Origin of the sequence: Chryseoglobus sp. 28M-23 (assembly GCF_014789785.1) — a bacterium.
GTDB classification, from domain to species: Bacteria; Actinomycetota; Actinomycetes; order Actinomycetales; family Microbacteriaceae; genus Microcella; species Microcella indica.
Map to the genome: position 1 here is coordinate 1,607,232 of NZ_CP061846.1, position 23,150 is coordinate 1,630,381.

A 23,150-nucleotide genomic window follows, 5' to 3' on the forward strand; every position below is an offset into this window, starting at 1 on the left:
GCATGGTGACCTGGCGCGAGGCCCGCACGACCGACGATGCGGCACTCGTGCTGCTCGATCAGTACTTCTCGGCCCGCGAGCACGGCTTTCCGCCCGACCAGGGCCGCTACCGACGGGTGCACCCCGACCCCGAGCAGTTCACTCCCCCGCGCGGCGTCTTCCTCCTCGTGGAGGGCGAGAACCTCTCGGGCGAGCCCGCCGATGTCGGCTGCGGGGGCGTGCGCCGCATCGACGACGGCCCGCACGGGGCGCGCTTCGAGCTCAAGCACCTGTGGGTGCAGCCGCACGCGCGCCGCATCGGCCTGGGCCGCGCCCTCGTCGCCGAGCTCGAGCGGCGCGCGGTCGAGCTCGGGGCAGCGGAGCTCGTCCTCGACACGAACGACAGCCTCGCCGAGGCCGCGGCGCTCTACCGCTCGCTGGGCCTCGCCCCGATCGAGCCGTTCAACGACAACCCGAATGCGACGGTCTGGCTGGGCAAGCGCCTCCAGTCCTCCTGAGCGTGCCGTCCTCCTGAGGATGCTCGCGCCTCAGGCGAGGCTCAGGAACAGCTTCTCCAGGTCGGCCATCTCGACGTCCGCCTTCTCTCCGGTCTCGTCGCGCATGCAGTCCTTCATGGCCGCAGCGATGATCGCGAACCCCGCGCGGTCCAGTGCGCTCGAGACGGCGGCAAGCTGCGTGACGATGTCGCGGCAGTCGCGCTCCTCCTCGACCATGCTGAGCACGGCCCCGAGCTGGCCCTGAGCGCGCCGGAGGCGATTGGCGATCTTCTTCGCCTCGCTCGCGGGCACGCCGCTCATGCCGCGCTCCCGCGCTCGACGTCGAGGCCGCGCTGCACCCAGGCGGAGGTCCCGCCGGCGACGGAGACCGCGTCGACCCCGACGCTCAGCAGGTAGTCGGCCGCCCGGAGGCTGCGGGCCCCTGAGTGGCAGATGACGTACACGGTCTCGTCGCGGGGAAGGCTGTCGGCCTCGTCGGGGATGGTCGCCAGGGGGATGAGGCGCACGCCGGGCACGTGAGCCGCCGCGTACTCGTCGGGCTCGCGCACATCGATGATGGGGTGCCCCTGCTCGCGCAGCAGCACGAGCTCGTCGACGTCGATCTCTCTCGCCATGATGGTCTTCCGTTTCGCTGGAGGTCGGGGGGGTGCTGGTGGTGGCCGCTCAGGCGGGCTGGGGCGCGAGCGAGCGGGACGCGGTGCCGGAGCGCCACGTGGTGTACCCGCCGTCGAGGTTGGCCACGGTCACACCGTACTGCCGCAGGAGGGCAGCTGCGGTGTGGCCGCGCTGGCCGACCTTGCAGTGCACGATGACGCGCTCGCCGCGCAGCGACTCGGCGTGCTCGCGCAGGCCATCGAGCGGCATGAGCTCGGTACCGGGAATCGCGCCGTCCGCGTTCTCCTGCTCGGTGCGCACGTCGACCAGTCGCCAGCCCTCGGCGAGCCGAGCGTCGAGCTCGTGCCACTGCACGCTGTCCTCGCCGTCGAGCAGGTTGTCGTCGACGTAGCCGAGCATGTTGACCGGGTCCTTTGCCGAGGCGTACTGCGGCGCGTAGGCGAGCTCGAGGTCGGCGAGCCCGCGTGCGGGGATACCACCGGCCATCGCGGTCGCGATGATGTCGATGCGCTTGTCCGCTCCTCCCCCGATGGCCTGCGCGCCGAGGATCCCGTCGGTGCGAGCGTCGACGATCAGTTTGAGGGCGAGAGCGCTCGCGCCCGGGTAGTAGCCGGCGTGATCGCTCGGGTGGGTGTGGATGACGCGCAGCTCGCGCCCCTCCTCGCGCAGCTCCTGCTCCGTGCGGCCGACGGCCGCGGCGGTGAGCCCGAAGAGCCCGATGACGGCGGTGCCGAGCGCGGGTACGGCGGCGTGCGGGCGGCCCGCGATGGCGTCGGCGGCGAGTCGGCCGTGACGGTTGGCGAGGCCGGCGAGCCACACGGGTGAGGCGGGGCCGTCGGCGCGCTGCTTGACGACGGCGTCGCCCACGGCGTAGATGTGCGAGTCGCTCGTGCGCTGGTGCTCGTCCACGACGATGTAGCCGCGAGGGTCGAGGTCGAGACCTGCCTCGGCGGCGAGGGCGCTCTCGGGGCGCACGCCGACGGAGAGCACGACGAGGTCGGCGGGCAGCTGCTCGGCGCCGCTGTCGAGCTCGACGCCCGAGTCGGTGATGGCGCTCAGCGCCGCACCGAGACGCACGGTCACGCCGTGGGCGCGCAGGTGCTCGGTGACGATCTGGGCCATCTCGGGGTCGAGAGGGCGCAGCAGCTGGGGCAGCATCTCGACGACCGTCACGTCGAGACCCGCGTGGACGAGGTTCTCGGCGAGCTCGAGGCCGATGAAGCCGCCGCCGGCGACGACGGCGCGCCGGGCATCCCTCGCCGCAGCGATGATGGCGTCCATGTCGGCGAGGTCGCGCAGCACGAGGCCGCGCTCGACGCCGGGGATGGGGATGCGCACGGGGCTCGCGCCCGGGCTGAGGATGAGAGCGTCATAGGGCAGGGAGGTCTCCTCCCCCGTGCGCACGTCGCGCACCGCCACCGTGCGGGCGTCCCGGTCGACGGTGAGCGCCTCGGTGCGCACGCGCACGTCGAGGGCGAAGCGTGCCGCGAGCGACTCGGGGGTCTGCAGGATGAGGGCGTCGCGATCGTCGATGACGCCCCCGACGTGGTACGGCAGACCGCAGTTGGCGAAGGAGACGTGCTCGCCGCGTTCGATGACGGTGATGCGAGCCGACTCGTCGAGGCGGCGCAGTCGGGTGGCGGCCGACATGCCGCCGGCGACGCCGCCGATGATGACGTAGGAGCGAGGTGAGGTCATGCGACCACGATATACCCCCAGGGGTATTTTGTCCAGCATGGTCGGCGCTGCTCCCAGGCTACGCGCGACGGTCGCTCAGAACGATGTGCGACAGTCGGCTTCGTGCAGCGGCCCGCCTTCCTCACCCGCGCCCGCGGGCGCATCCTCACTCTCTTCTCGGGCGACCCCGCGGGAGCGCCGGCCTGGGTTCAGGCCCTCGAGACGGGAGACGATGCCGGGTACTTCGGCCCCGACTCCGCCGTCTGGGAGGTGCACAGCGGCATCCCCACGGTCGTCGCAGGCGTGCGCGCGCTCCTCATGCAGACGCTGCATCCCGGCGCGATGGCGGGCGTGCACGATCATTCCCGGTATCGCGACGACCCTCTCGGTCGCCTCTCCGGCACCGTCCGCTGGGTGCTCACGACGACCTTCGCCGACACCGAGCAGGCGCGCGCCGGCTGCGCGTGGGTCTCGCGCCTGCACGACGGAGTCTCCGGCACCTATACCGTGTCGACCGGCGAGGAGCGCTCGTACGCGGCCGGTGACGCCGAACTCCTCACCTGGGTGCACTGCGTCTTCGCCGACGCCTTCCTCGGCTGCCACGAGACGTGGGGCGGGCCGATACCCGGCGGCTCCGACCGCTACGTCGCCGAGTGGGCGCGCGCTGGCGAGCTCATGGGGGTCGAGAACCCGCCGCGCTCACGCGCCGAGCTCGATGCCGCGATCGCCGCCTACCTGCCCGTGCTGCGCCGCGACGACCGCGTCGACGACGCCGTGCGGTGGCTGCGGAATCCCCCGCTCGGGCGCGGCATCGGGCCGGCCTACCGCGTCCTCTTCGCGGGCGCGGTCGCGTCGCTGCCCGATCGCTATCGTCGCCTCCTCGGCTTGCGCCGACCGTGGTGGCCGGCGCTGACCGCGACCCGCGTCCTCTTGATCGGGATGCGCGCGCTCCTGGGCCGCGAATCGTCCAGCCGCGCGTACACGCGCCGCCGGCTCGATCGGCTCGGCCTCGCCTAGAAGGGCTGATCGACCGGCAGGCCCGTGCGCAGCTCGGCAGGAAGGTGCCCGAGGTCGTTGTGCGTCACGAGAACAGGCGGCTTCGCCGAGCGGACCCTGATGATCGTCAGCCCGCAGTTGGCCTGGTTGACACCCATCCAGCGCCAGGCGGGGGCTCCGAAGACCTCCCGCACGAACCAGGCGATGACGAAGTTGTGCGTGATGAGCAGCTCGTGCCGGTCATCCCGCGAGGGCGACAGCCACTCGGCGACCGCGTCGGCCATCTGCGCCTCGCCCGCGACGATCTCCTCCTCCGTCACGCCGCCGAAGAACGACTCGAAGGCGTGCGGCATGTCGGCGGTGGGGCCGGTCGGGATGCAGTCCATGAGCAGAGCCGAGATCTCGGGCTCCATCGCCGGCATGAGCTCGGTCATGTATGAGGCCGTCTCGACAGCCCGCTGGAGGGGCGAGGTGTGCACGCTCGCGAAGGGAACCCCGCTCAGGCGCTCGGCGATCGCCCGCGCCTGGCGCTGACCGCGACCGCTCAGGGGCCCGTCGGGAAGCCCATGCTCGGCATCCTGCTGCTCCCCATGACGAATCAGGTACACGTACCGCGACACAACGCTCAACTCCTTTGACGACCCCGTCGAGCCTAGGCCATGCGCGCACCGTCCCCCCGGACAGTTCTGCGGACAGACAACCTTGTCTGTCCCCTCTGCTACAGTTGTCCAGACGCCCTCCCCCCGAACGGCGTCCAGACGGCACTGTCGCCGCACGAACAAGGAGGCACGCCGTGTCGGTCACTACCCCCCTCGCGCCGACGCGGCGTGTCGCCCCCGCGAAGGCGCGCATCCTGGAGACCGCGATCACGCGCTTCTACCAGGACGGCATCCGCAGCGTCGGCGTCGACCGGCTGATCGAGGAGTCCTCGGTCACGAAGGCGACCTTCTACAAGCACTACGGCTCGAAAGACCGCCTGATCAGGGACTACGTCGACGCCCTCGCTCATCGGGCCCTGGACGACTTCGATGAGCGCGCGAGCGAGGCCTCCACGCCCGAGCAGCTGCTGCGGGCATGGACCGACCACCTCGTCGACTACGTGCACGGCGACACCTTCCGGGGCGACCCCTTCCTCAACGCCGCGGCCGAGTTCGCCGACCCCGCGCATCCCGTGCGCGAGCGCATCACCGAGCACTTCGAGACCATGACGGAGCGGTTCGCGAGCGTGCTCGAGCGACTCGGCCACCCCATGCCGGGAGCCGCTGCCGATCGCCTCCTCCTCGCGACCCTCGGCCTCGAGGCGTGGAGCTACACGGGCGACGTCATCGCGGCCTCCGCGGCCTTCCGCAGCGCCGTCGACCGCCTCATCGCCGAAGCCACGACCACGCCCCTGTGAGGCGGTCGTCCGCACACGCGAGCGTCGGCCGAGCTACTCGCTCACCCGGTCCAGCTCGGTGAGCTGCTGGCGACTGAGCAGCAGGTGAGGCGCGGCCATCGCGACGTCGAGCTGAGCGGGCGCGCTCACCGACACGACGGGCGCGACGATGTGCGGGCGACTCAGCAGCCAGGCGAGCGACACCGTTGCCACCGCGCTCTGCGTGTCGGCCGCGATGCGGTCGATTGCGTGCAGAATGCGCAGGTTGCGGCGCGTGAGCATCGCGGCGACCTCCCGGCCGCGACGATGCCGCTCCAGATCGGCGCGCGTGCGGTACTTGCCCGAGAGGAACCCCGAGGCGAGCGCGAATCGCGGCATCACGCCCAGGTCCAGCTGGGCGGCCACGCGAGCGAGCTGCGCCTCGTACTCCTCACGGTGCACGAGGTTGTAGTGCTGCTGCAGGGCGACCATGTGGGCGACGCCGGACTGCGCCGCCGCGATGCGCGCTTCGATCAGCCGGTTGCCGGTGTGGTCGCTGCCGCCGAAGTAGCGCACCTTACCCGAGCGGATGAGCTCATCCACGGCGAGCAGCGTCTCGTCGAAGGGAACCGACGGGTCGTCGATGTGCAGGTACAGCAGGTCGATCGCGTCGACGCGCAACCTCTGCAGCGACTGCTCGACGGCGCGCTCGATCGACCGGGCGGAGAGACCCGGGTTGTCGGGGTTCTTGCCGACCTTGGTCGCGATGGTGAAGGCGTCGCGGTCGCTGCGGCCGTGCATCCAGTTGCCGATCATGATCTCGCTGCGCCCGCCGGCGTAGGAGTCAGCAGTGTCGATGTAGGTGCCGCCGAGCTCGGCGAAGCGGTCGAGGATGCCCGTGGTCGTCGGCCCATCGGCCGTCCATCCGAAGACGGTGCCGCTGAGCGCGAGGGGGAAGACGCTGAGCTCGCTCGGCCCGATGCGGCGCGGGAGAGGCGTCGGCCCGGTTTCCAGCGCGACGGCACCCGGCTCGGGGGCGCTCGTGCGGTCGTTCACGCTGCTGCGTCTTTCTCGGTGCCCGAAGAGGGGGCTCCGTGGTCGATGATGCGAGGGTAGCGCGCGGCGGAGGTCGACCCCGCCAGAGGCTCACGATCGTTACCGTGCCGTGTTGCGCACTGCCGACGCCGAAGAGCGCTGCGGGCGAGAGCGCACCGGGGGTGCGATCCCGCCCGCAGCATCAGTTGAGCCAGGGTGATGCGGAGCGCCTAGACGCCCTGCACCTTCTTGACGCCCGCAGTCTCCTCGACGCTGGTCTGCTTGGCCGCGCGCACGGCGACGATGCCGAAGCCGACCTTGTTGAGCACGTCCGCGATCACGTAGATGATCGCGGCGACGCCGATCGCAAGGGCCGCGTCGCCGCCGCTGACCTCGATGAACTCCTGCGTCGCGGTTCCGATCGGGTAGATCGACCAGCCCACGATGACGAACCACTTCATGATCGTCACCGCGCGCTTGACGTGCGCGGGGCCCGTCGACACGTTCACCGTGAAGACGATGTACACGATGTAGAGCCACGCGAGCACGGAGAGGATGAAGAAGATGTAGTTGCCGGCCGATCCGGGCTCGCCCACCTCACCCAGGTATCCGAACACGATCATCGCGATGTCGGCGATGATGAGCTTCGTCAGGAGACCCTTCTTGAGCGCTCCGGCGATCGCGACGATGAGAGCGAACTCCACGAGCAGGAGCGGCGTCGTGAGCAACCAGTCGATGTAGCGCAGCGGCAGGGTGGCTTCGATGTCGTCGGACGTGGCGTTGCCGCCCGGGAACAGCACGACGTCCTTCATGACGTAGTACATGATCGCGGCGATGAACGTGATGACCGCCGCGTAGGTGGCCACCGACCTCAGTTCGGGCTTGAGGTCATTGCGCTCGAGGTAGAACGACAGGGTGCCGGCCGCCAAGGCGACGAAACCGAGCATGAAAAAGGCCTGGACGACTTGGATGTCCACAATTCTCCTTCGAATGGCGCCGACCGTCCGCGGAGCGCGGACCGACAGCGTGCAGGGTGAATACGATGAATTTTCATTCTTCGACACACACTGGGATCGGGACCAGTGCGTTTCGGAGCACTGCTGGCTCTACGTCGCTAACCGGCACTGCGAGCAGGGAGTTCGCCGGGAGTCGGTGGCGCGTTGGCTGACAGCCCCGGCCGGTCCGCACCGGCGGCGGACGCTGCCTCGCCCTTGCGCGCGTTTGAACAAGCGTTTAGGATGCTGAACATGCGTTCACCCAACCCCGACCTCACGACGCGCGCCCGCATTCGGCATGCCGCGCTCGCGCTGTTCGGCGCACACGGCTTCGACGGCACGAGCGTGCGGGCGATCGCCGCGAGCGCCGGCGTGAGCGCCGCCCTCGTCATGCACCACTTCGGCAGCAAGGAAGCGCTGCGCGCAGCGTGCGACGCCGCCATCGTCGACGAGATCATGGGGCGCAAGGAGAGCATGCTGAGCGAGGGCGACCTCTCGAGCACGATGCGCCGCTGGCTCGCCGACATCGACACCTTCCGCCCGAGCCTCGACTACCTCGCGCGCATGATCATCGACGGCGGGGAGGCGGGGCAGGGCCTCTTCGACCAGCTCGTCGACCGCACCGAGGCGATGATCAGCCAGGGCGTGGCGGAGGGCATCATGACCGCGCCGAGCGACCTGCGCACCACGGCCGTGATCGTCGCATCCCACGGCATCATGCCCCTCCTGCTCGAGCGACATATCGGGCGCGCTCTCGGCGGCACAGGTCTCGGCGGCACAGGTCTCAGCGGCTCCGGCCTCAGCCTCGACGTCGTGCGGCGCCTCACCCTCCCGACCCTCGAGCTCTACACCCACGGGCTCTACGCGGACGATTCCGCACTCTCCGCCGCACGAGCGGCACTGCAGGAAAGGACACCAGGGGAATGACCCCAGCCATCGACATCTCGGCGCTCACGAAGCGCTACGGACGCACCACCGCCCTCCACGGCGTCGATCTCGCGATCGAGCCCGGGCGCGTGTTCGGCGTCATCGGCCCGAACGGGGCCGGCAAGACCACGACCATGCGGATTCTGCTCGACATCATCCGCCCGACCTCCGGCACGGTGCGCGTGCTCGGCGAGGACCCCCGGGAGGCCGGGCCCGCACTGCGTCGTCGCATCGGATACCTGCCGGGTGAGCTCGCGATGGACACGCGTGTGAGCGGCCGAGGCCTCCTGACCCACTACGCGCACCTCAACGGGTCGAGCGATCGCGCGCGCATCTCCGCGCTCGCCGAGCGCCTCGGGCTCGACCTCGGGCGACCCGTGCGCTCGCTCAGCAAGGGCAACAAGCAGAAGGTCGGGCTCGTGCAGGCCTTCGCCCACTCCCCCGACCTCCTGGTGCTCGACGAGCCCACGAGCGGGCTCGACCCGCTCGTGCAGCAGGAGTTCCTCTCGATGGTGCGCGAGGCCAGGGCCGCCGGCCAGACGGTGTTCTTGAGCTCGCACGTCATCAGCGAGATCGAGCAGGTCGCCGACGAGGTCGCCGTCCTGCGCGACGGCCGCATCATCGACGTGAGCACGGTGGAGCGGCTGCGCGCCGCCGCCCTGCGCGACATCCGTGTGACGGTGCCGTCCGCGGCGGGCGAGACCTTCGCGGCGGAGCTCACGCGCCTCGACTCGGCGCACGACGTCACCGTCGCGGCGTCGGCGGAAGGAGACCTCGTGAGCGCGCGCCTGCGCGACGGCATTCCGGCCTTCCTGGCCGCGCTCTCCGGAACGGAGGTGCTCGACCTCGTCGTGCAGGAGCCCGACCTCGAGCGAGCGGTGCTGCAGTTCTACGGCGGCGACACCGGCGGTTCCGCCGGCAGCCAGGCCGAGGAGGTGTCGGCATGAGCGCCCTCCCCCTGTTCCGCCGTGCCCTCGCCGACTCGTGGCGCGGCCTCCTCGGCTGGATGCTCGGCCTCGCGGCCGTCGTGGGCATGTACCTGCCCCTCTACCCGTCGATCGGCGGCAACCCGGAGTTCATCGCGATCATCGAGAGCCTGCCGCCGGAGCTCGTGACCGCCCTGAGCTACGACCAGATCACCACCGGTTCGGGCTACACGCTCGGCACCGTGCACGGCCTCATCGGCTTCGTGCTGCTGACCATCGCCGCCGTCGGCTGGGGCGCGAGCGCCATCGCCGGCGACGAGGAGCGCGGCACGCTCGAGCTCACCCTCGCGCACGGGGTGAGCCGGCACCAGCTCGTGCTCGAGCGCCTCGCGGCGATCGTCGTCAAGCTCGTCGCCCTCACGGCGTGGGTCACGCTCCTCGTGGCCGCTCTCAACGGGCCGAGCGAGCTCGACATCAGCACCGAGGGCATACTGGCCGGCGGGGTGGCCCTGCTCGGCACCGGTCTCGTGACGGCGACGATCGGGCTCATGGCCGGCGCTCTCACCGGGCGGCGCATGATCGCGATCGGCGCGGGGGCAGGAATCGCGGTGCTCGGGTACGCGCTCAACGCGCTCGGCAACCAGAACAGCGACCTGGAGTGGCTGCACGCCCTCTCGCCCTACCAGTGGGCGTACGGCACGAACCCGCTCGAGAGCGGGTTCGACGCGAGCGTGGGGCTGCTCTACGCCGTCGCAGCGCTCGCCAGCGCGGTGGCCGTGCTCGCCTTCCGGCGGCGCGACGTGGGCGTGTAGCGCTCCCCGACCGCGGCCGCGAACGACGGATGCCCGCCCCGATCACTCGGGGCGGGCATCCTGTCGTTCTGCGGGAGCGAGCGGCGGTTAGCCGTCCTCGCCCTCGGCGGGCACGTCGCCACCCTCGCCCTCGGCGAGCACCGGGGCGAGCGAGAGCTTGCCGCGGTCGTCGGTCTTCGTGATCTCGACGAGGATCTTCTGACCCACGCCCAGCACATCCTCGACGTTCTCCACACGCTTGCCACCGGCGAGCTTGCGCACCTCGCTGATGTGCAGGAGGCCGTCCTTGCCCGGGAGGAGCGAGACGAACGCACCGAAGGCGGCGATCTTGACGACCGTGCCCAGGTACTGCTCGCCGACCTCCGGGTTGACGGGGTTCGCGATCGCGTTGACCTGCAGGCGGGCAGCCTCGGCCGAGGGGCCGTCGACCGCACCGATGTAGACGGTGCCGTTCTCCTCGATGGAGATCTGCGCACCCGTCTCATCCTGGATCGAGTTGATCGTCTTGCCCTTGGGCCCGATGAGCTCGCCGATCTTGTCGACGGGGATCTGCACGCTGATGACGCGGGGCGCCGTGGGCGCCATCTCGTCGGGAGCGTCGATCGCCTGGTGCATGACGTCGAGGATCGCGTGGCGGGCCTCGCGAGCCTGCGTGAGCGCACCCTGCAGCACCGACGACGGGATGCCGTCGAGCTTCGTGTCGAGCTGGATCGCCGTCACGAACTCGCGCGTACCGGCGACCTTGAAATCCATGTCGCCGAGGGCATCCTCGGCGCCGAGGATGTCGGTGAGGGCCGCGTAGCGGGTCTCACCATCCACGACGTCGCTGATGAGGCCCATCGCGATGCCCGCGACAGGCGCCTTGAGGGGCACACCCGCGTTGAGCAGCGAGAGGGTCGACGCGCAGACGGAGCCCATGGAGGTCGAGCCGTTCGAGCTCAGCGCCTCGGAGACCTGACGGATCGCGTAAGGGAACTCCTCGCGGCTCGGCAGCACCGGTACGAGAGCGCGCTCGGCGAGGAAGCCGTGCCCGATCTCGCGACGCTTGGGGCTGCCCACACGGCCGGTCTCGCCGGTCGAGTACGGCGGGAAGTTGTAGTGGTGCATGTACCGCTTGCTCGTGACCGGACCGAGCGAGTCGATCTGCTGCTCGAGCTTGAGCATGTTGAGCGTCGTGACGCCCAGGATCTGCGTCTCGCCGCGCTGGAACACGGCCGAGCCGTGCACGCGCGGGATGACCTGCACCTCGGCGTCGAGCGCGCGGATATCCGCGAGCCCGCGACCGTCGATGCGCACGCCCTCGGTGAGCACGCGCTGGCGCATGATCTGCTTCGAGACCGACTTGTAGGCGGCGCTGAAGTCCTTCAGTGCCTCCTCGTCGAGTTCGCCCGCGGCGACCTTGCCCTCGATCGCGACCTTGGTGCGCGCCTTGAGCTCGTCGTCGGCCGTCTGACGCTCGACCTTGTCGGCGATCTGGTAGACCTTCGCGAGCTCGTCGTGCGCGAGCGCGTCGACCGCGGAATACAGCTCGTCGATGTAGCTGAGGAAGACCGGGTAGTCCTGGATCTCCTTCGCCGACTGCGCGGCGAGCTCCTGCTGCGCCTTGGCGAGCTTCATGATGAAGGGCTTCGAGGCCTCGAGGCCCTCGGCCACGACGTCCTCGCTCGGCTTCACGGCGCCGCCCTGGATGAGGCCCCAGCTGTTCTCGGTGGCCTCGGCCTCGACCATCGTGATCGCGACATCCTCGCTGCCATCGGCAGCCGTCACGACGCGGCCGGCGACGATGATGTCGAAGACGGCCTCCTCGAGCTCGTGGTGCTTGGGGAACGCGACCCACTGGCCACCCCCGTTGTTGTCGGGCATGAGCGCGAGGCGCACCGAGGCGATCGGGCCGCTGAAGGGCAGGCCCGAGATCTGGGTGGAGGCGCTCGCGGCGTTGATCGCGAGGGCGTCATAGAACTCGCCGGGAGCGATGCTCATGACCGTGATGACGATCTGCACCTCGTTGCGCAGTCCCGTGACGAACGTCGGGCGCAGCGGGCGGTCGATGAGGCGGCACACGAGGATCGCCTCGGTCGAGGGGCGACCCTCCCGGCGGAAGAACGAGCCGGGGATCTTGCCGGCGGCGTACGAGCGCTCCTCGACATCCACCGTGAGGGGGAAGAAGTCGAAGCCCTCGCGAGGGTGCTTGCCGGCGCTCGTCGCGCTCAGCAGCATCGTCTCCTCGTCGAGGTACGCGGCCACGGCGCCCTGCGCCTGCTGCGCGAGACGACCGGTTTCGAATCGGACGGTGCGGGTGCCGTACTTGCCGTTGTCGAGCACGGCTTCGGCGAACTTGATTTCAGGACCTTCCACGAGGTCTCTCTCCTTTGCGTCTGTGCGCACCCTCCCCGTATGGGAGGGCGTGCGAGAACGCGCAGAGCAGGAGCGGGCAGGAAGGGACGGTGTCGGCGAGGGACGGTGTTGACGTGTGTCGCCGGACGTCTGTTTCTGGCCAACAGTAGACATCCACCGAATCGAGAGAGTCGGGAGATCACCACCGGTGACCAGCTTCGAGCCGGCCTGCTCCGTGCGGTTTTCAGTTGATGGCGCAGGACTGCGCCGTCGCACAGGCTACCAGCACGACTCGTGCGTTCCTAGTGAACGACGCGCTCGCGGAGCGCCGTGATCGTGGCGGTGTCCAGCCCGCGATCGCGCAGGAGGTCGACGATGCTGCCGTGCTCGTGCCGCATGACCCGCAGCATCGTCGCCATCGTCTCCGCCGGTGCGGCGAAGAGGGCTCCCCCCGCAGCGGGATCCAGGCGAGGCGCGTCGTGGTCGCGCACGACCGCCTGCATCATGGGCGAGATGCGGTGCATGATCGCGGGCATGACGGCGTCGGTGCGCGCGTAGTCCTCGATGATGACCTCATCGTCGGCGCCGAGCACTCCGAGCACGGCGGCCGTGAAGACGCCCGTGCGATCCTTGCCGGCCGCGCAGTGGAAGAGCGCGGCGCCCGAGGCTGAGGCCGCGACGCGCAGGCCGGTGATGAGCTGCGGCGCGGTCTGCTCGGCGATCTGCACGTACCACGTGCCGACCCCCTCGGGCGTGAGAGAGGACACCGCGGCGGGGCTCATGCCGGGTGCCGCGGCGGTCGCGCTCAAGGGCAAGTGGTGGTAGCCGACCGGGTAGCGCCGCAGCGGCCCGCGACCCGCGACCTGCGCCTCGTGGGGCGATCGCAGGTCGAGCACATCGCTCAGGCCCGTCTCGTGCAGCCGCCGCGCCTCGCCCTCGGGGATCGTCGAGACGTCATCGCTGCGCCACAGGACCCGCTCGCGCACCGTTCCCTCGGAGACCGTGAGCCCCCCGAGATCGCGCCAGTTCGCCAGCGGGGAGGTCGGCAGCCCTGAATCGGCGTCGGCCGGGTGATTCTGGGAGGATCGTGCGGAATCGGTGAAGGTCACGAGAAGCTTTCCGGTCGGTGCGGGTCGTCGAGCGCGTCGTCATCGCCATCGGTGTCGACAGAGGCTGGGTCACTCGGGTTCTGTGTCATCGGGCCCGGGCGGGGGGCCTTCGTGGTCGATCACTCTCAGACTGATGACACCCGCGAAGGCTTCGATGCGCGCGGAACCCAGTCTGCCACTGAGCGGTGCAAGCGGCCTGTGCCCGTCGAGCACCCACAGTCTCGGCCGCTGACGCCGATCGAGCCAGCGGCCGATCGAGAGTCCCTCGTGGAAGGGAATGACGCTCGCGCCGAGCGGCCCCCGCACGACGAGAGCTTCGCCATCGGAGCGCACGCTCGTGCGCCACCGAAGCGTGACGGCCCACACTGCGACCACGAGCCAGCCGAGGGAGAGCAGCGCTGCGGCCGCGACCACGAGTCGACCGGGTGGCGGCACCACGCCATCGAGGGCGAGCGCGACCGCGCCGACAACGACCGCGCTGACAGCAAGGATGAGGGCGGCGCCCCACTGTCCCAACGGGGCCCGCAGCACGGCGTGCGGTCGCCCTGTCACGGCCCCGCCGCGCCCGACTCGCCCGTCGGCAGTCGCGGGACGCTCTCGAGAAGACTCGAGGGGTGCGGGCACAGCGCGCTCAACCGGGCGCGCTCGGCGGCGTTGCCGCGCGCAGCCGCGTACGGATCCCACCCCGGGGTGACCCCTCCGGAAACGATCGCGAAGGGGCCCTCGGGGACGGGCGGTGCGTGCACGCCGCTGCGGCGGAGGCACGAGGGCAGGCCGACGCGCACATACTGCGTGACCCACGCCACCTCGATCGGCCCCGGACCGTTCACCGCGAGGCTCGGCGGCGGAAACCGCGACTCGCAGCTGTACGTCGCGAGGTCGAGTGCGCGAGCAGCGTCGGTCTGCTCCGTCGCCCCGTCGGTCAGGCCCGTCGCCTCGTAGATGCACCGGGCGAACACGAGCTGCCACTGACCCGGCTCGAGCCACGCCTCGACCTCGTGCTCGGACAGCTGCACCGACGGCCAGCGGCTGAGCAGGTACTCCGCATGGCTCTCGAGCAGCACCTCGACGCGACTCTCCAGACGCCCATGGCGCTCCGTCGCCACGTCGTCGAGGTCGAGCTGTGCGGTGGGCGGCGGGGCGCAGCCCGCGAGGAGCACGCCGAGGGTGACCACGAGCATCCCGACCGCACCGGTGCGCCCCGTCACGGCGCACCCTCGAGAAGCGCCTCGGGAGGCGGGCACTGCGCGCGGGCGCGCTGCTCGCGCACCGGGTCGCCGGCGAGCGCCGCAAACGGATCCCACGCGTCGACGGCGCCCCACTGCTCGACGAACTCCGACTCGGAGGGCAGCGACGGTGGCCGGTAGCCGGAGGCGAGCAGGCACGGTACGAGCACCTCGCCGGCGTACTGCCACGCCCACGGCGCCTCGATGTCGGCGACCTCGGCGGAGTACCAGACTCGGGAGGGGTATCGGGACTGGCAGACGAGAACGGCGACGTCGGCGAGGTAGAGCTCGCGCGGACCCTCTGCGTTGACCGCACTGAAGTCGACCCGCTCGCCGTCGTCGGCGGGGCGAGCGCCGACGACGCCCTCATCCTCGAGGCAGTCCGACATGATCTGCGCCCACTCGCTCGCACCCACCCAGCGCTCGACCGAGGTCTCCGGCAGCGCGACGGGGCCCCAGCGATCGCGCAAGTACCGTGCGGCCCGCTGGAGGTCGACCTCGAACGACTCCGCGGCGGCGCGATCGCGGTCGCGCACCGTCTCCGCGAGCGAGTCCTCCGCCTCACCCGCGGGCGACGCGCAGCCGGCGACGAGGGCGAGCAGGAGCAGGGACGCCACGGCAGCGGCGGCACGACGGCGTGTACCACCGCCACGCTCGGACGCCGCACCGCGAAGCATGACGCCAGGCTCGCACGACAGGCGCCGAATCTGCTGACAACGGTCGCGCCCCACGGTCGGCACGCCGCCCGAACCGTGCGCGCTCAGCGACGGCGCTTCTGCACCCACTCGATCGCGTAGCTGAGAACGATCGCCACGGCACCGATCACCAGCAGGACGCGGAAGAAGCCGCGGAACGGCCCCAGCCAGTTGGCGAACGCCAGCGCAACGGTCACGAGGAGGATCGTCACGATCACGATGCGCACAGCGCTCAGGCGCCGCAGCGGGGATCGTGCTCGGTCGCGGGCCACCTCCCCATCGTGGCAGACCCCACGATCGGCCTACGTCCCGAGACGACGAAGGCCGCCTCCCGACGGTGCGGGGGCGGCCTTCGCGCAAGAAGTTCGCGGTGTCTCTCGACTAGCGGCGCAGACCCAGTCGTTCGATCAGCGAGCGGTAGCGCTCGATGTCGACATCCTGCAGGTAGCCCAGCAGGCGGCGGCGCTGGCCAACGAGCAGCAGCAGGCCACGACGCGAGTGGTGGTCGTGCTTGTGCTCCTTGAAGTGCTCCGTGAGGTCCTTGATGCGACGCGTGAGCATCGCCACCTGGACCTCGGGGGACCCAGTGTCACCGGGGTGGGTTGCGTACTCGTCGATGATCGCCTTCTTGACGTCTGCTTCGAGTGCCATAGATGGGATCCCCTTCCTGCTCGTTGCGCGGCGCCCTGGGCGGGATGCCCGAGCTCTCTTTATCCGCGGCCGTTGGACGGCAACCTTCAGATACTACCAGCCGGGACCTTCGTCCTCATCTCGCCCGAAACCCTCGCGCGCGCGGCGCGCGGCCAGCAGACTGAACCCATGCTGCTGCCCGCGATCATCCTCATTACCCTCGCCCTCGTCTTCTACACGATCGGGGTGTGGGCCGAACGCGCGCAGAAGGTGCTCAAGGCCTGGCACGCCGTGTTCTTCGGGCTCGGCCTCGCCGCCGACGCGAGCGGCACGTACCTCATGAGCCTCATCGCGAACGCGTCGCGGGCGGCCGGGGTCGAGCAGAGCATCCTGACCCAGATCATGGCGGTGACGGGCGTGATCGCCCTCGTGCTCATGGCCGTCCACCTGCTGTGGGCCGTCATCGTTCTGGTGCGCGACCGCGAGGCCGAGAAGCACCGCTTCCACCGGTTCTCCGTCGTCGTGTGGGCCATCTGGCTCGTGCCCTACCTGACGGGCGCGATTGGCTCGAGCCTCGGCTGAGGAGGCATTCCATGACGACCGCACCCCTCACCTACCGCGTGAGCGCCCGCGCCGACGCCGCATCGGCCATCGTGCACGCCGCGGACGACGAACTGCCCCTCGAGACTCGATGGCAACCCGCCGAGCCGAGCGGTCACCCCGGGCCCGCCGAGCTGCTCGCGAGCGCCTTCGCGGCGTGCCTGCTCAAGAACGTCGCCCGCTCGAGCGCCCTGCTGCCCTTCGCGTACGAGAGCGTGGAGGTCACGGTCGTGCTGCATCGGCAGGATGCTCCGCCCCGGTTCACCGCCCTCGAGTACGCCCTGCACCTGGTCACGAGCGAGCCCGCGCACCGCGTCGAGCTGCTGCACCGCAACCTGCAGAAGTTCGGAACGGTGTACAACACTCTCGCCGCCGTGTGCGAGGTCACCGGAACCGTGACACGCAGCCCGCCCGCCTAGTGCGCCGGTAGCCTGGGCCGCGTGACTGCGCCCCCACCGAGTGAGCCGTGACGACCGCGCTGCCGCTCGTCGTCGACGTGTTGCTCCTCCTCGCTCTCGTGGCCGCCGTCGTGCGGGGTGCGCGCGCCGGCTTCGTCTTCACGCTGGGCTCGACGATCGGCGCGATCGTGGGCGCCGTAGCGGCCGTCGTGCTCGTGCCCGTGCTCGCAGCCTGGGTGCCCGACCCGCAGTGGCGCATCGCCGCCGTCTTCGCCGCCATCGCGCTCCTCGTGATCGGGGGTCTGAGCCTCGGCGAGGCGATCGGCCACCACTGGCGGCGCCGCGTCCGGAAGCGGCTGCGAGCGGTCGACCGCGTCGTCGGCGCGGTCGCGGGCGGCGCGGTCGGCGTGCTCGTCGTGAGCCTGCTCGGCTCGACGGTCACCGCACTCGGTATTCCCCTCGTCTCGCCCGCCGTCGCGAGCTCGACTGTGCTCAGCACGATCGAGCGGTACACGCCCGACCCGCTCGCGCGAGCGCTCGGGCAGGTGCGCGGGCTCGTCGTGAGCGAGGGCATCCCCCGCATCGCCGACGCCCTCGGCACGCTCGACTCCGGCCCACCGCCGACCATCGACGGCGGCAGCCCAGCCCTCACCGAGGCCGCGCAATCGGTCGGCCGGGTGACCGGCGCCGCCTACGCGTGCGGGCAGACGCAGTCGGGCAGCGCCTTCGTGATCGCCGACGACCGACTGCTCACCAACGCCCACGTCATCGCGGGCGTCACCGAGCCGACCGTCGAGCTGCCCGGCGTCGGTGGCGTCGCGGGGCGCATCGTGTACTTCGACGCCCAGCAGGACGTGGCCGTGATCGCGATCGACGGGCTCAGCACCGCGCCCCTCGCACTCGGGGAGACGCTGCCCGACGGCACCGTAGCCGTGCAGGGCTACCCCTTCGGCGGCCCCTTCGCCTCGACGGGGGCCGAGATCGTCGACGTGAGCACGATCGAGGCGTCCAGCATCGACGGCGGCTCTCGCGCGGCACGCGAGTCGTACACGCTCGCCGCCGACGTCAACCCGGGCAACTCGGGCGGACCCGTGCTCGACCTCGACGGCCGCGTCATCGGCATGGTCTACGCGCGCTCTGCCACGCGCGACGACATCGGCTACGCGCACACCATGGCGGAGCTCGACGAGGTCATCGCGGCGGCGCCGCAGCTGACCGACGCGGTCGGCTCCGGGCGCTGCACGACCCGGTAGGCAGGCCGCGTCGGCGCACGGCGCTCAGGGAACGAGGACGATCTTGCCGCGCAGGTGCCCCGACTCGAGGTGGACGAAGGCCTCGCGCACCTCGGCGAGCGGATACCGCGCCGCGACCGGCACTTCGACCGCCGCCGAGCCGACGAGCGCGACGAGCGCCCGGAGGGTGGGCGCGGGCGATCGCGAGCTGGCAGAGGATGCCGCCCACTCCCCCGGCCGCGGCGGAGACGACGACCGTGTCTCCCTCGGCGAGGTGCTGCGACTCGAGGGCGTCCCACGCCGTCTGCCCGGCGAGAGCGAGCCCGCCGGCCACCTCCAGGGGAACATCATCGGGCACCGGGGCGAGGGCGTCGACAGGGGCCACCACGAGGTCGCACGCGGCCCCGCTCGGAATCGAGCCGAACACGTGGTCCCCTGCCGCGACATCCGTCACGCCGGCACCGACGGACTCGACGACGCCGGAGAACTCACGACCGAGGGTCGTGGGCACCGTCACCGGGAACCGCGAGGTACCCCGCCGGATCTTGTAGTCGACCGGGTTGAGGCCCGCGGCCGCGAGCCGGATGCGCACCTCGCCCTCCCCGGGAGCCGCGACCGTGATCGTCTCGACGTTGATCACCTCGGGGCCGCCGACCGAGTGGTAGCGAGCGGCCCGGGCGGGCACAGGCTCGGAGGTCGACGAGTCGGCGGTCGGTGCGTCAGTGCGAGAACTCATGCTCTCCACTGTAGGCACACCTCGTGCGCGACATCGGGACCTTCGCCCCTACCCCTGCGGCGCCCGCCGGTCTGAGATAGGGGAATCGGTACACGCAACGACGGGAGGGCGATCATGGTCATGGGATTCGGGGAGATCAGCGAGCTCGATACCGAGGACTGCTGGCAGATTCTCAGCGCGACCGAGCTCGGGCGCATCGCCGCGAGCGCGGGCGACTCGATCGACATCTTCCCCGTCAACTTCGCGGTCGACGGTCACGCCATCGTGTTCCGCACCGCTCCCGGCACGAAGCTGCTCGAGCTCGCGATCAACGACCGGGTGGCCTTCGAGGTCGACGGGCACGACGAGGCCACAGCGTGGAGCGTCGTCGTCAAGGGCCGTGCCGAGCGCGTCGAGCGGCAGAGCGACATGGATGCCGCCGAGGAGCTCGGGCTCACGCCGTGGATTCCGACCCTCAAGTACCGCTGGGTGCGCATCGAGCCCACCGAGGTGACGGGCCGACGTTTCGCGCGCGGGCCGGAGCCCGAGCGGTTCTGACGACCGTCAGGCGCCGAGAGGGCCGCGCACGATCGAATCGCCCGAGTGCGTCGGGTCGCCGTCGAGCGGCTCCAGGCTGACGTCGACGATCGAGAAGCGCTCGAGATCGACCGAGTCGGGTACGACGAACTCGCCCTCACTGCCTTCGAGGAGCCCGAGGCTGATGAGCCCGTCGACCGCTTCCGTGAGCAACCAGACCTCGCGCACGCCGTCGCCCGTCGCGCCCGTCTCGAGCGAGACGCGCAGAACGCGCTCCCCCGACGCGGTCTGCGCGAGCTCGGCCGACCCCGTCGAATCGGTCCACTGGGGCAGAGCCTCGAGCTCAGCGCTCGCGAGCAGCTGCTCGCCGAGGCGCGGTGACGCGGCGTTCCAGGTGAGCACGGCACCGACGATGAGCGCGGCGGCCGCGGCGACGCCGATGAGTGGGGCGACGACGCGGCGTGCGCGCGACGAGCGGCGCTCGCGCGCATCGGCGAGCGACAGCACGGGCGGCGACGCAGAGGGAGCGACCTCGGCAGACAGGCCCAGTTCGCGCTGGATGCCCTGCCACACACGCGCGGGCGGCTCCTGCAGCTCTGCCTCACCGAGGGACGAGCGAGCCACCGTGACGGTCTCCTGGAGCTCGGCGACCTCGTGGCGGCACGCGGCGCACGCCTCTAGGTGGGCGCGCTCGGACGCGCTCGTGGACTGCTCGCCGAGCGCGAGCAGGGCCGCGGTCTCCGGGTCAAGATGCCTCATGGCTCACCTCCAGTCGTCCTCTCAGTCTCACCAGACTGCGTCTGATGTGCGATTTCACCGTTCCGATCGGCATCTGCAGCCGTTCGGCGATCTGCGTGTGGGTCAGATCGTCGAAGAACGCCAGATGCACGACGGCTCGCGCCGTCGGTTCGAGCTTCGCCATCTCGTCCGCGATGAGGAGACGGTCGGCGAGGTCGTCGTCCGACGCCGGTGCGACCTCCTCGCGCGTGATGGCGGTGACCTCGGCCGTGATGGTGCGCTCCCGGCCTCGTGACGCGTGCATGTCGGCGATCGTGTGCCGCGTGATGCCGACGAGCCAGGCCCCGAGGGCCGAACGATCGGGGTCGTAGCGATGCCGCCCCTGCCACGCGGCCACGAAGACCTTCTGCGTGACGTCCTCGGCATCCGTCGCGTCGCCGAGCGACCGCACCCCGAGCGAGTACACGAGGGATGCCCAGCGCGAGTACATCTCGGCGAGCGCCTTCTCATCGCCGGCCGCGAAGCGTCGGGCGAGTTCGACTGCGGCCTCGTCCGTCGTCGTCACCGCGGTGTACCGCCTCTGGTCGTCCTGCCGGGTCGGGGCCGGCTCGCTCGTGCGGGCCATCGTAGCCTGCGCGGCTGTCATGAGACCCGCTCCGCCGTCACGATGTAGTTGTCGAGGTACTGCCCCGCCCCCCGCCAGTCGTACTCGCCGCCGCAGGTGACGAGCACCAGGTGCGGATCGCCCGTCGCGGTGAACACGCGGTCGAGGGGAACCTCGTCCTTGTCGATGCGCTCGACCGAGACGACGCGGTAATCGTGGACCGTGCCGGCATCGTCCGTCACCGAGATTGCCATTCCCTCTCGGGACTCGCGGAGACCTGCGAACGGCCCGACTCCCTCGGGCAGGGAGTCGACGTGCGCCGCAATCACGGTCGCGCCCATGCGGCTGTCGGGTGCGGACCCGTAGGCGTACCACCCGGCGACGAACGGACTGTAGGGGAGCGACATGGTGCCATCGCTCTCGATGCCGTGGGCCTCGACGCGCATGTCGATGCCGAGGTCGGGCATCCGCACTCGCGCCGGCGGAGTCGTCTTCTGCTGCAGGAGCTCCAGGGTGGACACGGTCTCGACGTCGGTGAGCACGATCGTGGTCTCGCGCGCGGAGACGCCCCGCTCCCGGACTTCTGAGGATCCGAGAGCGGAGCATCCGGAGAGAAGCAGAAGGCTGGCCATGGTGAACCCGATCGTCTGGGCCAGCCCCCTGCTTCGGCTCATGGTCGGCACAGCTCCTTAGCGCTGGGCCGACACGGTCTGGCGACGCACGAGGATGCCCGCGGCGACGAGGACCATCAGGAGGAGCGCGGCTCCACCAGCGGCCCAGCCGAAGCCGGCACCGGCGCCCTCGTCGACGAGACCCGCGCTACCGGCGGGAACGCCGTCGGGGGTCGTGAGACCACCGATGGTGAACACGACGGCCGAGAAGGCGTCGCTGTCGGGTCCGAAGGCGTGCACGAGGATGTTCGTGCCGGCAGGGAGGACGACGTCACCGAGATCGATAGCGTCGGTCGCACCCTCGGGGCCAGCGGTGACAGCCGGGTAGGTGGCTGCGGCGACGTCGAGGACAGCCTCGTCGGGGTTCGCGAGCGGGCCGGCGAGCTCGGTGCCGTCGGAGAAGATGTTCACCGCGCCGACGTTTGCCGTGTGGCGGACGGTGATGAGACCGTTGCCGGCCTCGCTCGTCGTCAGCTGGTTCTCGAAGACCGACACGGTGAAGTCACCGGCAGGCTCGGTCGGGTGCGCCACAACGGTGTACGACGTGCCGGCGGCGAGGGTGAGGTCGTCGTTGAACAGCTCCGAGTCGTCGGCGGTGTTCGTGATCACGACGTTGTAGTCGCCCGGTGCGAGGCCGCCGAGGGCGTCGACGCCCACGTTGGGGCTCGCGAGACCGGGGCCTGCCGCGACGCCGGGGCCGACGTCGTCGAGCGTGATGGCGCCCGAGGCGATGGTGATGTCGACCGTCGCGCCCGGGAAGGCGTGGACGATGTACACGTCGGCCGTGTCATCGGTCACGGCGTTCGCCGGGGCCGCAAGGCCGACGGTGGCGAGGGTGGCTGCACCCAGGCCAGCGAGAATTCGATTGCGCATGGTTCCTCCTTGATCTGTGCCTCGCGCCGGAACGACCCGGCGAGGCTGTCGGCGGAAGTGCCTTCACTCATCACTTCCCCAGGAGGACCCCGAACGGATGCGCTTCAACCTGGCAACCCGCTGAGAACGTGCGCTCAGGTGAGGATCGCGCGCTCAGGTGAGGATCGCGGAGTACCGCACGAGGGTGACGCCCAGACCCACGATCCACAGCACGAGGTTCACGGCTCCCGTCGCGAGACCCGCGACCGCGAAGGGGCGACCCGTCATTGCACCGCTCCGGGTCTGACGCAGACCACGACGCCCGAGCACACCGCACAGCGCGAGCAGCACGGCGTTGGCGAGGAAAAGCAGGGTCAGCGTGGTGAGGAACGGCGCCCACGCGCCCTCGGGCCGCCCCGCGTTGATCGCCTCCACCGCCTGGACGCCGAACCGGGAGGCGAGCGCATTGCCCCCGACGGAGACGAGGAGCGGCGCCACGCCCGCGAGGAGCGAGCCGACGGCTGCCCGGCTGAGGGGGGCGGCAGCGGGCACGGGAGCCGGTATGCGCGCGGGAATCGCCGTCTCGCGTGCCGCGAGCGAGGAGACGGCGGGCGCCGGCGCGGCAGGGCTCGCGGCAGTGACAGGGCTCGCGGCAGTGACGGGGCTCGCGGGCGGCGCAGCACTCGCCGGGGCGGCAGGGCTCGCCGGCATGCTCGGCGCCGCCGCAACCTCGAGCACGGGAGGAGGGGGCGCATCCTCGACGAACTCGATCTCGGGGCGCGGGGCGACAGCCGTACCGCAGCGCGTGCAGAATCGGGCGCCGTCGCGCAGCGGGCTCGCGCAGGCGATGCAGCTCTCCATGCCTGCCCCCTGCTCCCCCGTGTCGACCCGGTGTCGATGCTCCCGAGCATGCGATGCTCCCTGTCGGTCAGGCTAGCAACGCACTGCCTCTTGACGACCGTCCCCAAGAGGGGG

General features: G+C 70.8%; 29 protein-coding genes. 10 read left to right on the forward strand and 19 right to left on the reverse strand.

The window, feature by feature from the left end; genetic code table 11:
- Nucleotides 1-2 precede the first annotated feature (2 nt).
- Entirely contained in the window at nucleotides 3-497 is a 495-nt protein-coding gene (locus IE160_RS07870; protein WP_179872096.1) for a GNAT family N-acetyltransferase, read from the forward strand.
- 30 nt (nucleotides 498-527) lie between these two features.
- Here IE160_RS07870 and IE160_RS07875 read toward each other — a convergent pair whose 3' ends face one another.
- Genes IE160_RS07875 through IE160_RS07885 form a run of 3 tightly spaced genes read right to left on the reverse strand, consistent with a single transcriptional unit; the run spans nucleotide 528 to nucleotide 2,810 of the window.
- Entirely contained in the window at nucleotides 528-797 is a 270-nt protein-coding gene (locus IE160_RS07875) for a metal-sensitive transcriptional regulator (protein ID WP_179872097.1), read from the reverse strand.
- Nucleotides 794-1,111 carry a rhodanese-like domain-containing protein gene (locus IE160_RS07880; RefSeq protein WP_179872098.1) on the reverse strand — a complete coding sequence of 106 codons (318 nt, stop codon included), beginning with the start codon at nucleotides 1,109-1,111 and terminating at the stop codon, nucleotides 794-796. The genes IE160_RS07875 and IE160_RS07880 overlap by 4 nt, the downstream gene beginning before the upstream one ends.
- Nucleotides 1,112-1,160: 49 nt before the next feature.
- Nucleotides 1,161-2,810: an FAD-dependent oxidoreductase gene (locus IE160_RS07885; RefSeq protein WP_179872099.1), complete on the reverse strand. Its 1,650-nt coding sequence runs from the start codon at nucleotides 2,808-2,810 to the stop codon at nucleotides 1,161-1,163.
- A 102-nt stretch (nucleotides 2,811-2,912) separates the two neighbouring features.
- Here IE160_RS07885 and IE160_RS07890 point away from each other — a divergent pair, with 102 nt between their 5' ends.
- Nucleotides 2,913-3,806, forward strand: coding sequence for an oxygenase MpaB family protein (locus tag IE160_RS07890; RefSeq protein ID WP_191150729.1), 894 nt, complete (start codon nucleotides 2,913-2,915; stop codon nucleotides 3,804-3,806).
- Here IE160_RS07890 and IE160_RS07895 read toward each other — a convergent pair.
- On the reverse strand, nucleotides 3,803-4,405 hold the full coding sequence (locus IE160_RS07895; RefSeq protein WP_179872100.1) for a histidine phosphatase family protein: 603 nt from the start codon (nucleotides 4,403-4,405) through the stop codon (nucleotides 3,803-3,805). The two genes, IE160_RS07890 and IE160_RS07895, sit on opposite strands and share 4 nt — an antisense overlap.
- Nucleotides 4,406-4,578: 173 nt before the next feature.
- Between IE160_RS07895 and IE160_RS07900 the strand changes: the two genes are divergently transcribed.
- Complete coding sequence (locus IE160_RS07900; RefSeq protein WP_179872101.1) at nucleotides 4,579-5,181, forward strand: TetR/AcrR family transcriptional regulator; 603 nt, start codon at nucleotides 4,579-4,581, stop codon at nucleotides 5,179-5,181.
- Nucleotides 5,182-5,214: 33 nt separating this feature from the next.
- On the opposite strand, the gene IE160_RS07905 is transcribed toward IE160_RS07900, so the two are convergent.
- Nucleotides 5,215-6,195 (reverse strand): aldo/keto reductase, encoded by a 981-nt coding sequence (locus tag IE160_RS07905; RefSeq protein WP_179872102.1) that lies wholly within the window; start codon nucleotides 6,193-6,195, stop codon nucleotides 5,215-5,217.
- Nucleotides 6,196-6,404: 209 nt separating this feature from the next.
- A complete protein-coding gene (locus IE160_RS07910) occupies nucleotides 6,405-7,151 on the reverse strand; it encodes a bacteriorhodopsin (RefSeq protein WP_191150730.1) in 747 nt (248 codons plus the stop codon).
- A 270-nt stretch (nucleotides 7,152-7,421) separates the two neighbouring features.
- On the opposite strand from IE160_RS07910, the gene IE160_RS07915 reads away from it, so the two are divergent.
- The 3 genes from IE160_RS07915 to IE160_RS07925 are packed head-to-tail and all read left to right on the forward strand — an operon-like array spanning nucleotide 7,422 to nucleotide 9,834.
- On the forward strand, nucleotides 7,422-8,096 hold the full coding sequence (locus IE160_RS07915) for a TetR/AcrR family transcriptional regulator (RefSeq protein ID WP_179872104.1): 675 nt from the start codon (nucleotides 7,422-7,424) through the stop codon (nucleotides 8,094-8,096).
- Entirely contained in the window at nucleotides 8,093-9,043 is a 951-nt protein-coding gene (locus IE160_RS07920) for an ABC transporter ATP-binding protein (protein WP_179872105.1), read from the forward strand. Before IE160_RS07915 ends, IE160_RS07920 begins: the two co-directional genes overlap by 4 nt.
- The gene (locus tag IE160_RS07925; RefSeq protein ID WP_179872106.1) at nucleotides 9,040-9,834 is read left to right on the forward strand and encodes a DUF2705 family protein; all 795 of its coding nucleotides are present in this window, start codon (nucleotides 9,040-9,042) and stop codon (nucleotides 9,832-9,834) included. Before IE160_RS07920 ends, IE160_RS07925 begins: the two co-directional genes overlap by 4 nt.
- Nucleotides 9,835-9,921: 87 nt before the next feature.
- On the opposite strand, the gene IE160_RS07930 is transcribed toward IE160_RS07925, so the two are convergent.
- The 7 genes from IE160_RS07930 to rpsO all read right to left on the reverse strand — a co-directional run bounded on the left by IE160_RS07930 (nucleotide 9,922) and on the right by rpsO (nucleotide 15,849).
- Nucleotides 9,922-12,189, reverse strand: coding sequence for a polyribonucleotide nucleotidyltransferase (locus IE160_RS07930; protein WP_191150731.1), 2,268 nt, complete (start codon nucleotides 12,187-12,189; stop codon nucleotides 9,922-9,924).
- Nucleotides 12,190-12,470: 281 nt separating this feature from the next.
- On the reverse strand, nucleotides 12,471-13,277 hold the full coding sequence (locus IE160_RS07935) for a tyrosine-protein phosphatase (protein WP_179872108.1): 807 nt from the start codon (nucleotides 13,275-13,277) through the stop codon (nucleotides 12,471-12,473).
- Between the two features lie 69 nt (nucleotides 13,278-13,346).
- On the reverse strand, nucleotides 13,347-13,829 hold the full coding sequence (locus tag IE160_RS07940) for a hypothetical protein (RefSeq protein ID WP_179872109.1): 483 nt from the start codon (nucleotides 13,827-13,829) through the stop codon (nucleotides 13,347-13,349).
- Entirely contained in the window at nucleotides 13,826-14,485 is a 660-nt protein-coding gene (locus tag IE160_RS07945; RefSeq protein ID WP_179872110.1) for a hypothetical protein, read from the reverse strand. Before IE160_RS07945 ends, IE160_RS07940 begins: the two co-directional genes overlap by 4 nt.
- Complete coding sequence (locus IE160_RS07950) at nucleotides 14,482-15,120, reverse strand: hypothetical protein (RefSeq protein ID WP_191150732.1); 639 nt, start codon at nucleotides 15,118-15,120, stop codon at nucleotides 14,482-14,484. The genes IE160_RS07945 and IE160_RS07950 overlap by 4 nt, the downstream gene beginning before the upstream one ends.
- A gap of 143 nt (nucleotides 15,121-15,263) precedes the next feature.
- Nucleotides 15,264-15,470 carry a hypothetical protein gene (locus IE160_RS07955; RefSeq protein ID WP_179872112.1) on the reverse strand — a complete coding sequence of 69 codons (207 nt, stop codon included), beginning with the start codon at nucleotides 15,468-15,470 and terminating at the stop codon, nucleotides 15,264-15,266.
- Between the two features lie 109 nt (nucleotides 15,471-15,579).
- Complete coding sequence (gene rpsO / locus IE160_RS07960; RefSeq protein WP_191150733.1) at nucleotides 15,580-15,849, reverse strand: 30S ribosomal protein S15; 270 nt, start codon at nucleotides 15,847-15,849, stop codon at nucleotides 15,580-15,582.
- A 168-nt stretch (nucleotides 15,850-16,017) separates the two neighbouring features.
- Between rpsO and IE160_RS07965 the strand changes: the two genes are divergently transcribed.
- The 3 genes from IE160_RS07965 to IE160_RS07975 are packed head-to-tail and all read left to right on the forward strand — an operon-like array spanning nucleotide 16,018 to nucleotide 18,079.
- Nucleotides 16,018-16,410, forward strand: coding sequence for an HsmA family protein (locus IE160_RS07965; RefSeq protein WP_191150734.1), 393 nt, complete (start codon nucleotides 16,018-16,020; stop codon nucleotides 16,408-16,410).
- Between the two features lie 11 nt (nucleotides 16,411-16,421).
- Nucleotides 16,422-16,847: an OsmC family protein gene (locus IE160_RS07970; RefSeq protein ID WP_191150735.1), complete on the forward strand. Its 426-nt coding sequence runs from the start codon at nucleotides 16,422-16,424 to the stop codon at nucleotides 16,845-16,847.
- Between the two features lie 47 nt (nucleotides 16,848-16,894).
- Nucleotides 16,895-18,079 carry a MarP family serine protease gene (locus tag IE160_RS07975; protein WP_191150736.1) on the forward strand — a complete coding sequence of 395 codons (1,185 nt, stop codon included), beginning with the start codon at nucleotides 16,895-16,897 and terminating at the stop codon, nucleotides 18,077-18,079.
- On the opposite strand, the gene IE160_RS12790 is transcribed toward IE160_RS07975, so the two are convergent.
- The gene (locus tag IE160_RS12790) at nucleotides 18,018-18,794 is read right to left on the reverse strand and encodes a quinone oxidoreductase family protein (RefSeq protein WP_191150737.1); all 777 of its coding nucleotides are present in this window, start codon (nucleotides 18,792-18,794) and stop codon (nucleotides 18,018-18,020) included. The two genes, IE160_RS07975 and IE160_RS12790, sit on opposite strands and share 62 nt — an antisense overlap.
- 120 nt (nucleotides 18,795-18,914) lie before the next feature.
- Here IE160_RS12790 and IE160_RS07985 point away from each other — a divergent pair, with 120 nt between their 5' ends.
- The gene (locus IE160_RS07985; RefSeq protein WP_179873936.1) at nucleotides 18,915-19,331 is read left to right on the forward strand and encodes a pyridoxamine 5'-phosphate oxidase family protein; all 417 of its coding nucleotides are present in this window, start codon (nucleotides 18,915-18,917) and stop codon (nucleotides 19,329-19,331) included.
- Between the two features lie 6 nt (nucleotides 19,332-19,337).
- On the opposite strand, the gene IE160_RS07990 is transcribed toward IE160_RS07985, so the two are convergent.
- From IE160_RS07990 to IE160_RS08010, 5 genes are all read right to left on the reverse strand, one after another.
- A complete protein-coding gene (locus tag IE160_RS07990) occupies nucleotides 19,338-20,069 on the reverse strand; it encodes an anti-sigma factor (protein WP_191150738.1) in 732 nt (243 codons plus the stop codon).
- Entirely contained in the window at nucleotides 20,056-20,694 is a 639-nt protein-coding gene (locus IE160_RS07995; protein ID WP_224744412.1) for an RNA polymerase sigma factor, read from the reverse strand. Before IE160_RS07995 ends, IE160_RS07990 begins: the two co-directional genes overlap by 14 nt.
- Nucleotides 20,691-21,326: a class F sortase gene (locus IE160_RS08000; protein WP_191150739.1), complete on the reverse strand. Its 636-nt coding sequence runs from the start codon at nucleotides 21,324-21,326 to the stop codon at nucleotides 20,691-20,693. The genes IE160_RS07995 and IE160_RS08000 overlap by 4 nt, the downstream gene beginning before the upstream one ends.
- Nucleotides 21,327-21,341: 15 nt before the next feature.
- Nucleotides 21,342-22,196, reverse strand: a complete 855-nt coding sequence (locus IE160_RS08005; protein ID WP_191150740.1) for a DUF4397 domain-containing protein — start codon at nucleotides 22,194-22,196, stop codon at nucleotides 21,342-21,344.
- A gap of 153 nt (nucleotides 22,197-22,349) precedes the next feature.
- Nucleotides 22,350-23,036 carry a zinc ribbon domain-containing protein gene (locus tag IE160_RS08010; protein ID WP_191150741.1) on the reverse strand — a complete coding sequence of 229 codons (687 nt, stop codon included), beginning with the start codon at nucleotides 23,034-23,036 and terminating at the stop codon, nucleotides 22,350-22,352.
- Nucleotides 23,037-23,150 lie beyond the last annotated feature (114 nt).

Coding starts and splice junctions, on each gene's coding strand:
- IE160_RS07925 (WP_179872106.1), top strand. CDS start 9,040: ATGAGCGCCCTCCCCCTGTTCCGCCGTGCCCTCGCCGACTCGTGGCGC.
- IE160_RS07985 (WP_179873936.1), top strand. CDS start 18,915: ATGGGATTCGGGGAGATCAGCGAGCTCGATACCGAGGACTGCTGGCAG.
- IE160_RS07920 (WP_179872105.1), top strand. CDS start 8,093: ATGACCCCAGCCATCGACATCTCGGCGCTCACGAAGCGCTACGGACGC.
- IE160_RS07875 (WP_179872097.1), bottom strand. CDS start 797: ATGAGCGGCGTGCCCGCGAGCGAGGCGAAGAAGATCGCCAATCGCCTC.
- IE160_RS07995 (WP_224744412.1), bottom strand. CDS start 20,694: ATGACAGCCGCGCAGGCTACGATGGCCCGCACGAGCGAGCCGGCCCCG.
- IE160_RS08010 (WP_191150741.1), bottom strand. CDS start 23,036: ATGGAGAGCTGCATCGCCTGCGCGAGCCCGCTGCGCGACGGCGCCCGA.
- IE160_RS07965 (WP_191150734.1), top strand. CDS start 16,018: ATGCTGCTGCCCGCGATCATCCTCATTACCCTCGCCCTCGTCTTCTAC.
- IE160_RS07915 (WP_179872104.1), top strand. CDS start 7,422: ATGCGTTCACCCAACCCCGACCTCACGACGCGCGCCCGCATTCGGCAT.
- IE160_RS07870 (WP_179872096.1), top strand. CDS start 3: ATGGTGACCTGGCGCGAGGCCCGCACGACCGACGATGCGGCACTCGTG.
- IE160_RS08000 (WP_191150739.1), bottom strand. CDS start 21,326: ATGAGCCGAAGCAGGGGGCTGGCCCAGACGATCGGGTTCACCATGGCC.
- IE160_RS08005 (WP_191150740.1), bottom strand. CDS start 22,196: ATGCGCAATCGAATTCTCGCTGGCCTGGGTGCAGCCACCCTCGCCACC.
- IE160_RS07990 (WP_191150738.1), bottom strand. CDS start 20,069: ATGAGGCATCTTGACCCGGAGACCGCGGCCCTGCTCGCGCTCGGCGAG.
- IE160_RS07880 (WP_179872098.1), bottom strand. CDS start 1,111: ATGGCGAGAGAGATCGACGTCGACGAGCTCGTGCTGCTGCGCGAGCAG.
- IE160_RS12790 (WP_191150737.1), bottom strand. CDS start 18,794: ATGAGTTCTCGCACTGACGCACCGACCGCCGACTCGTCGACCTCCGAG.
- rpsO (WP_191150733.1), bottom strand. CDS start 15,849: ATGGCACTCGAAGCAGACGTCAAGAAGGCGATCATCGACGAGTACGCA.
- IE160_RS07970 (WP_191150735.1), top strand. CDS start 16,422: ATGACGACCGCACCCCTCACCTACCGCGTGAGCGCCCGCGCCGACGCC.
- IE160_RS07885 (WP_179872099.1), bottom strand. CDS start 2,810: ATGACCTCACCTCGCTCCTACGTCATCATCGGCGGCGTCGCCGGCGGC.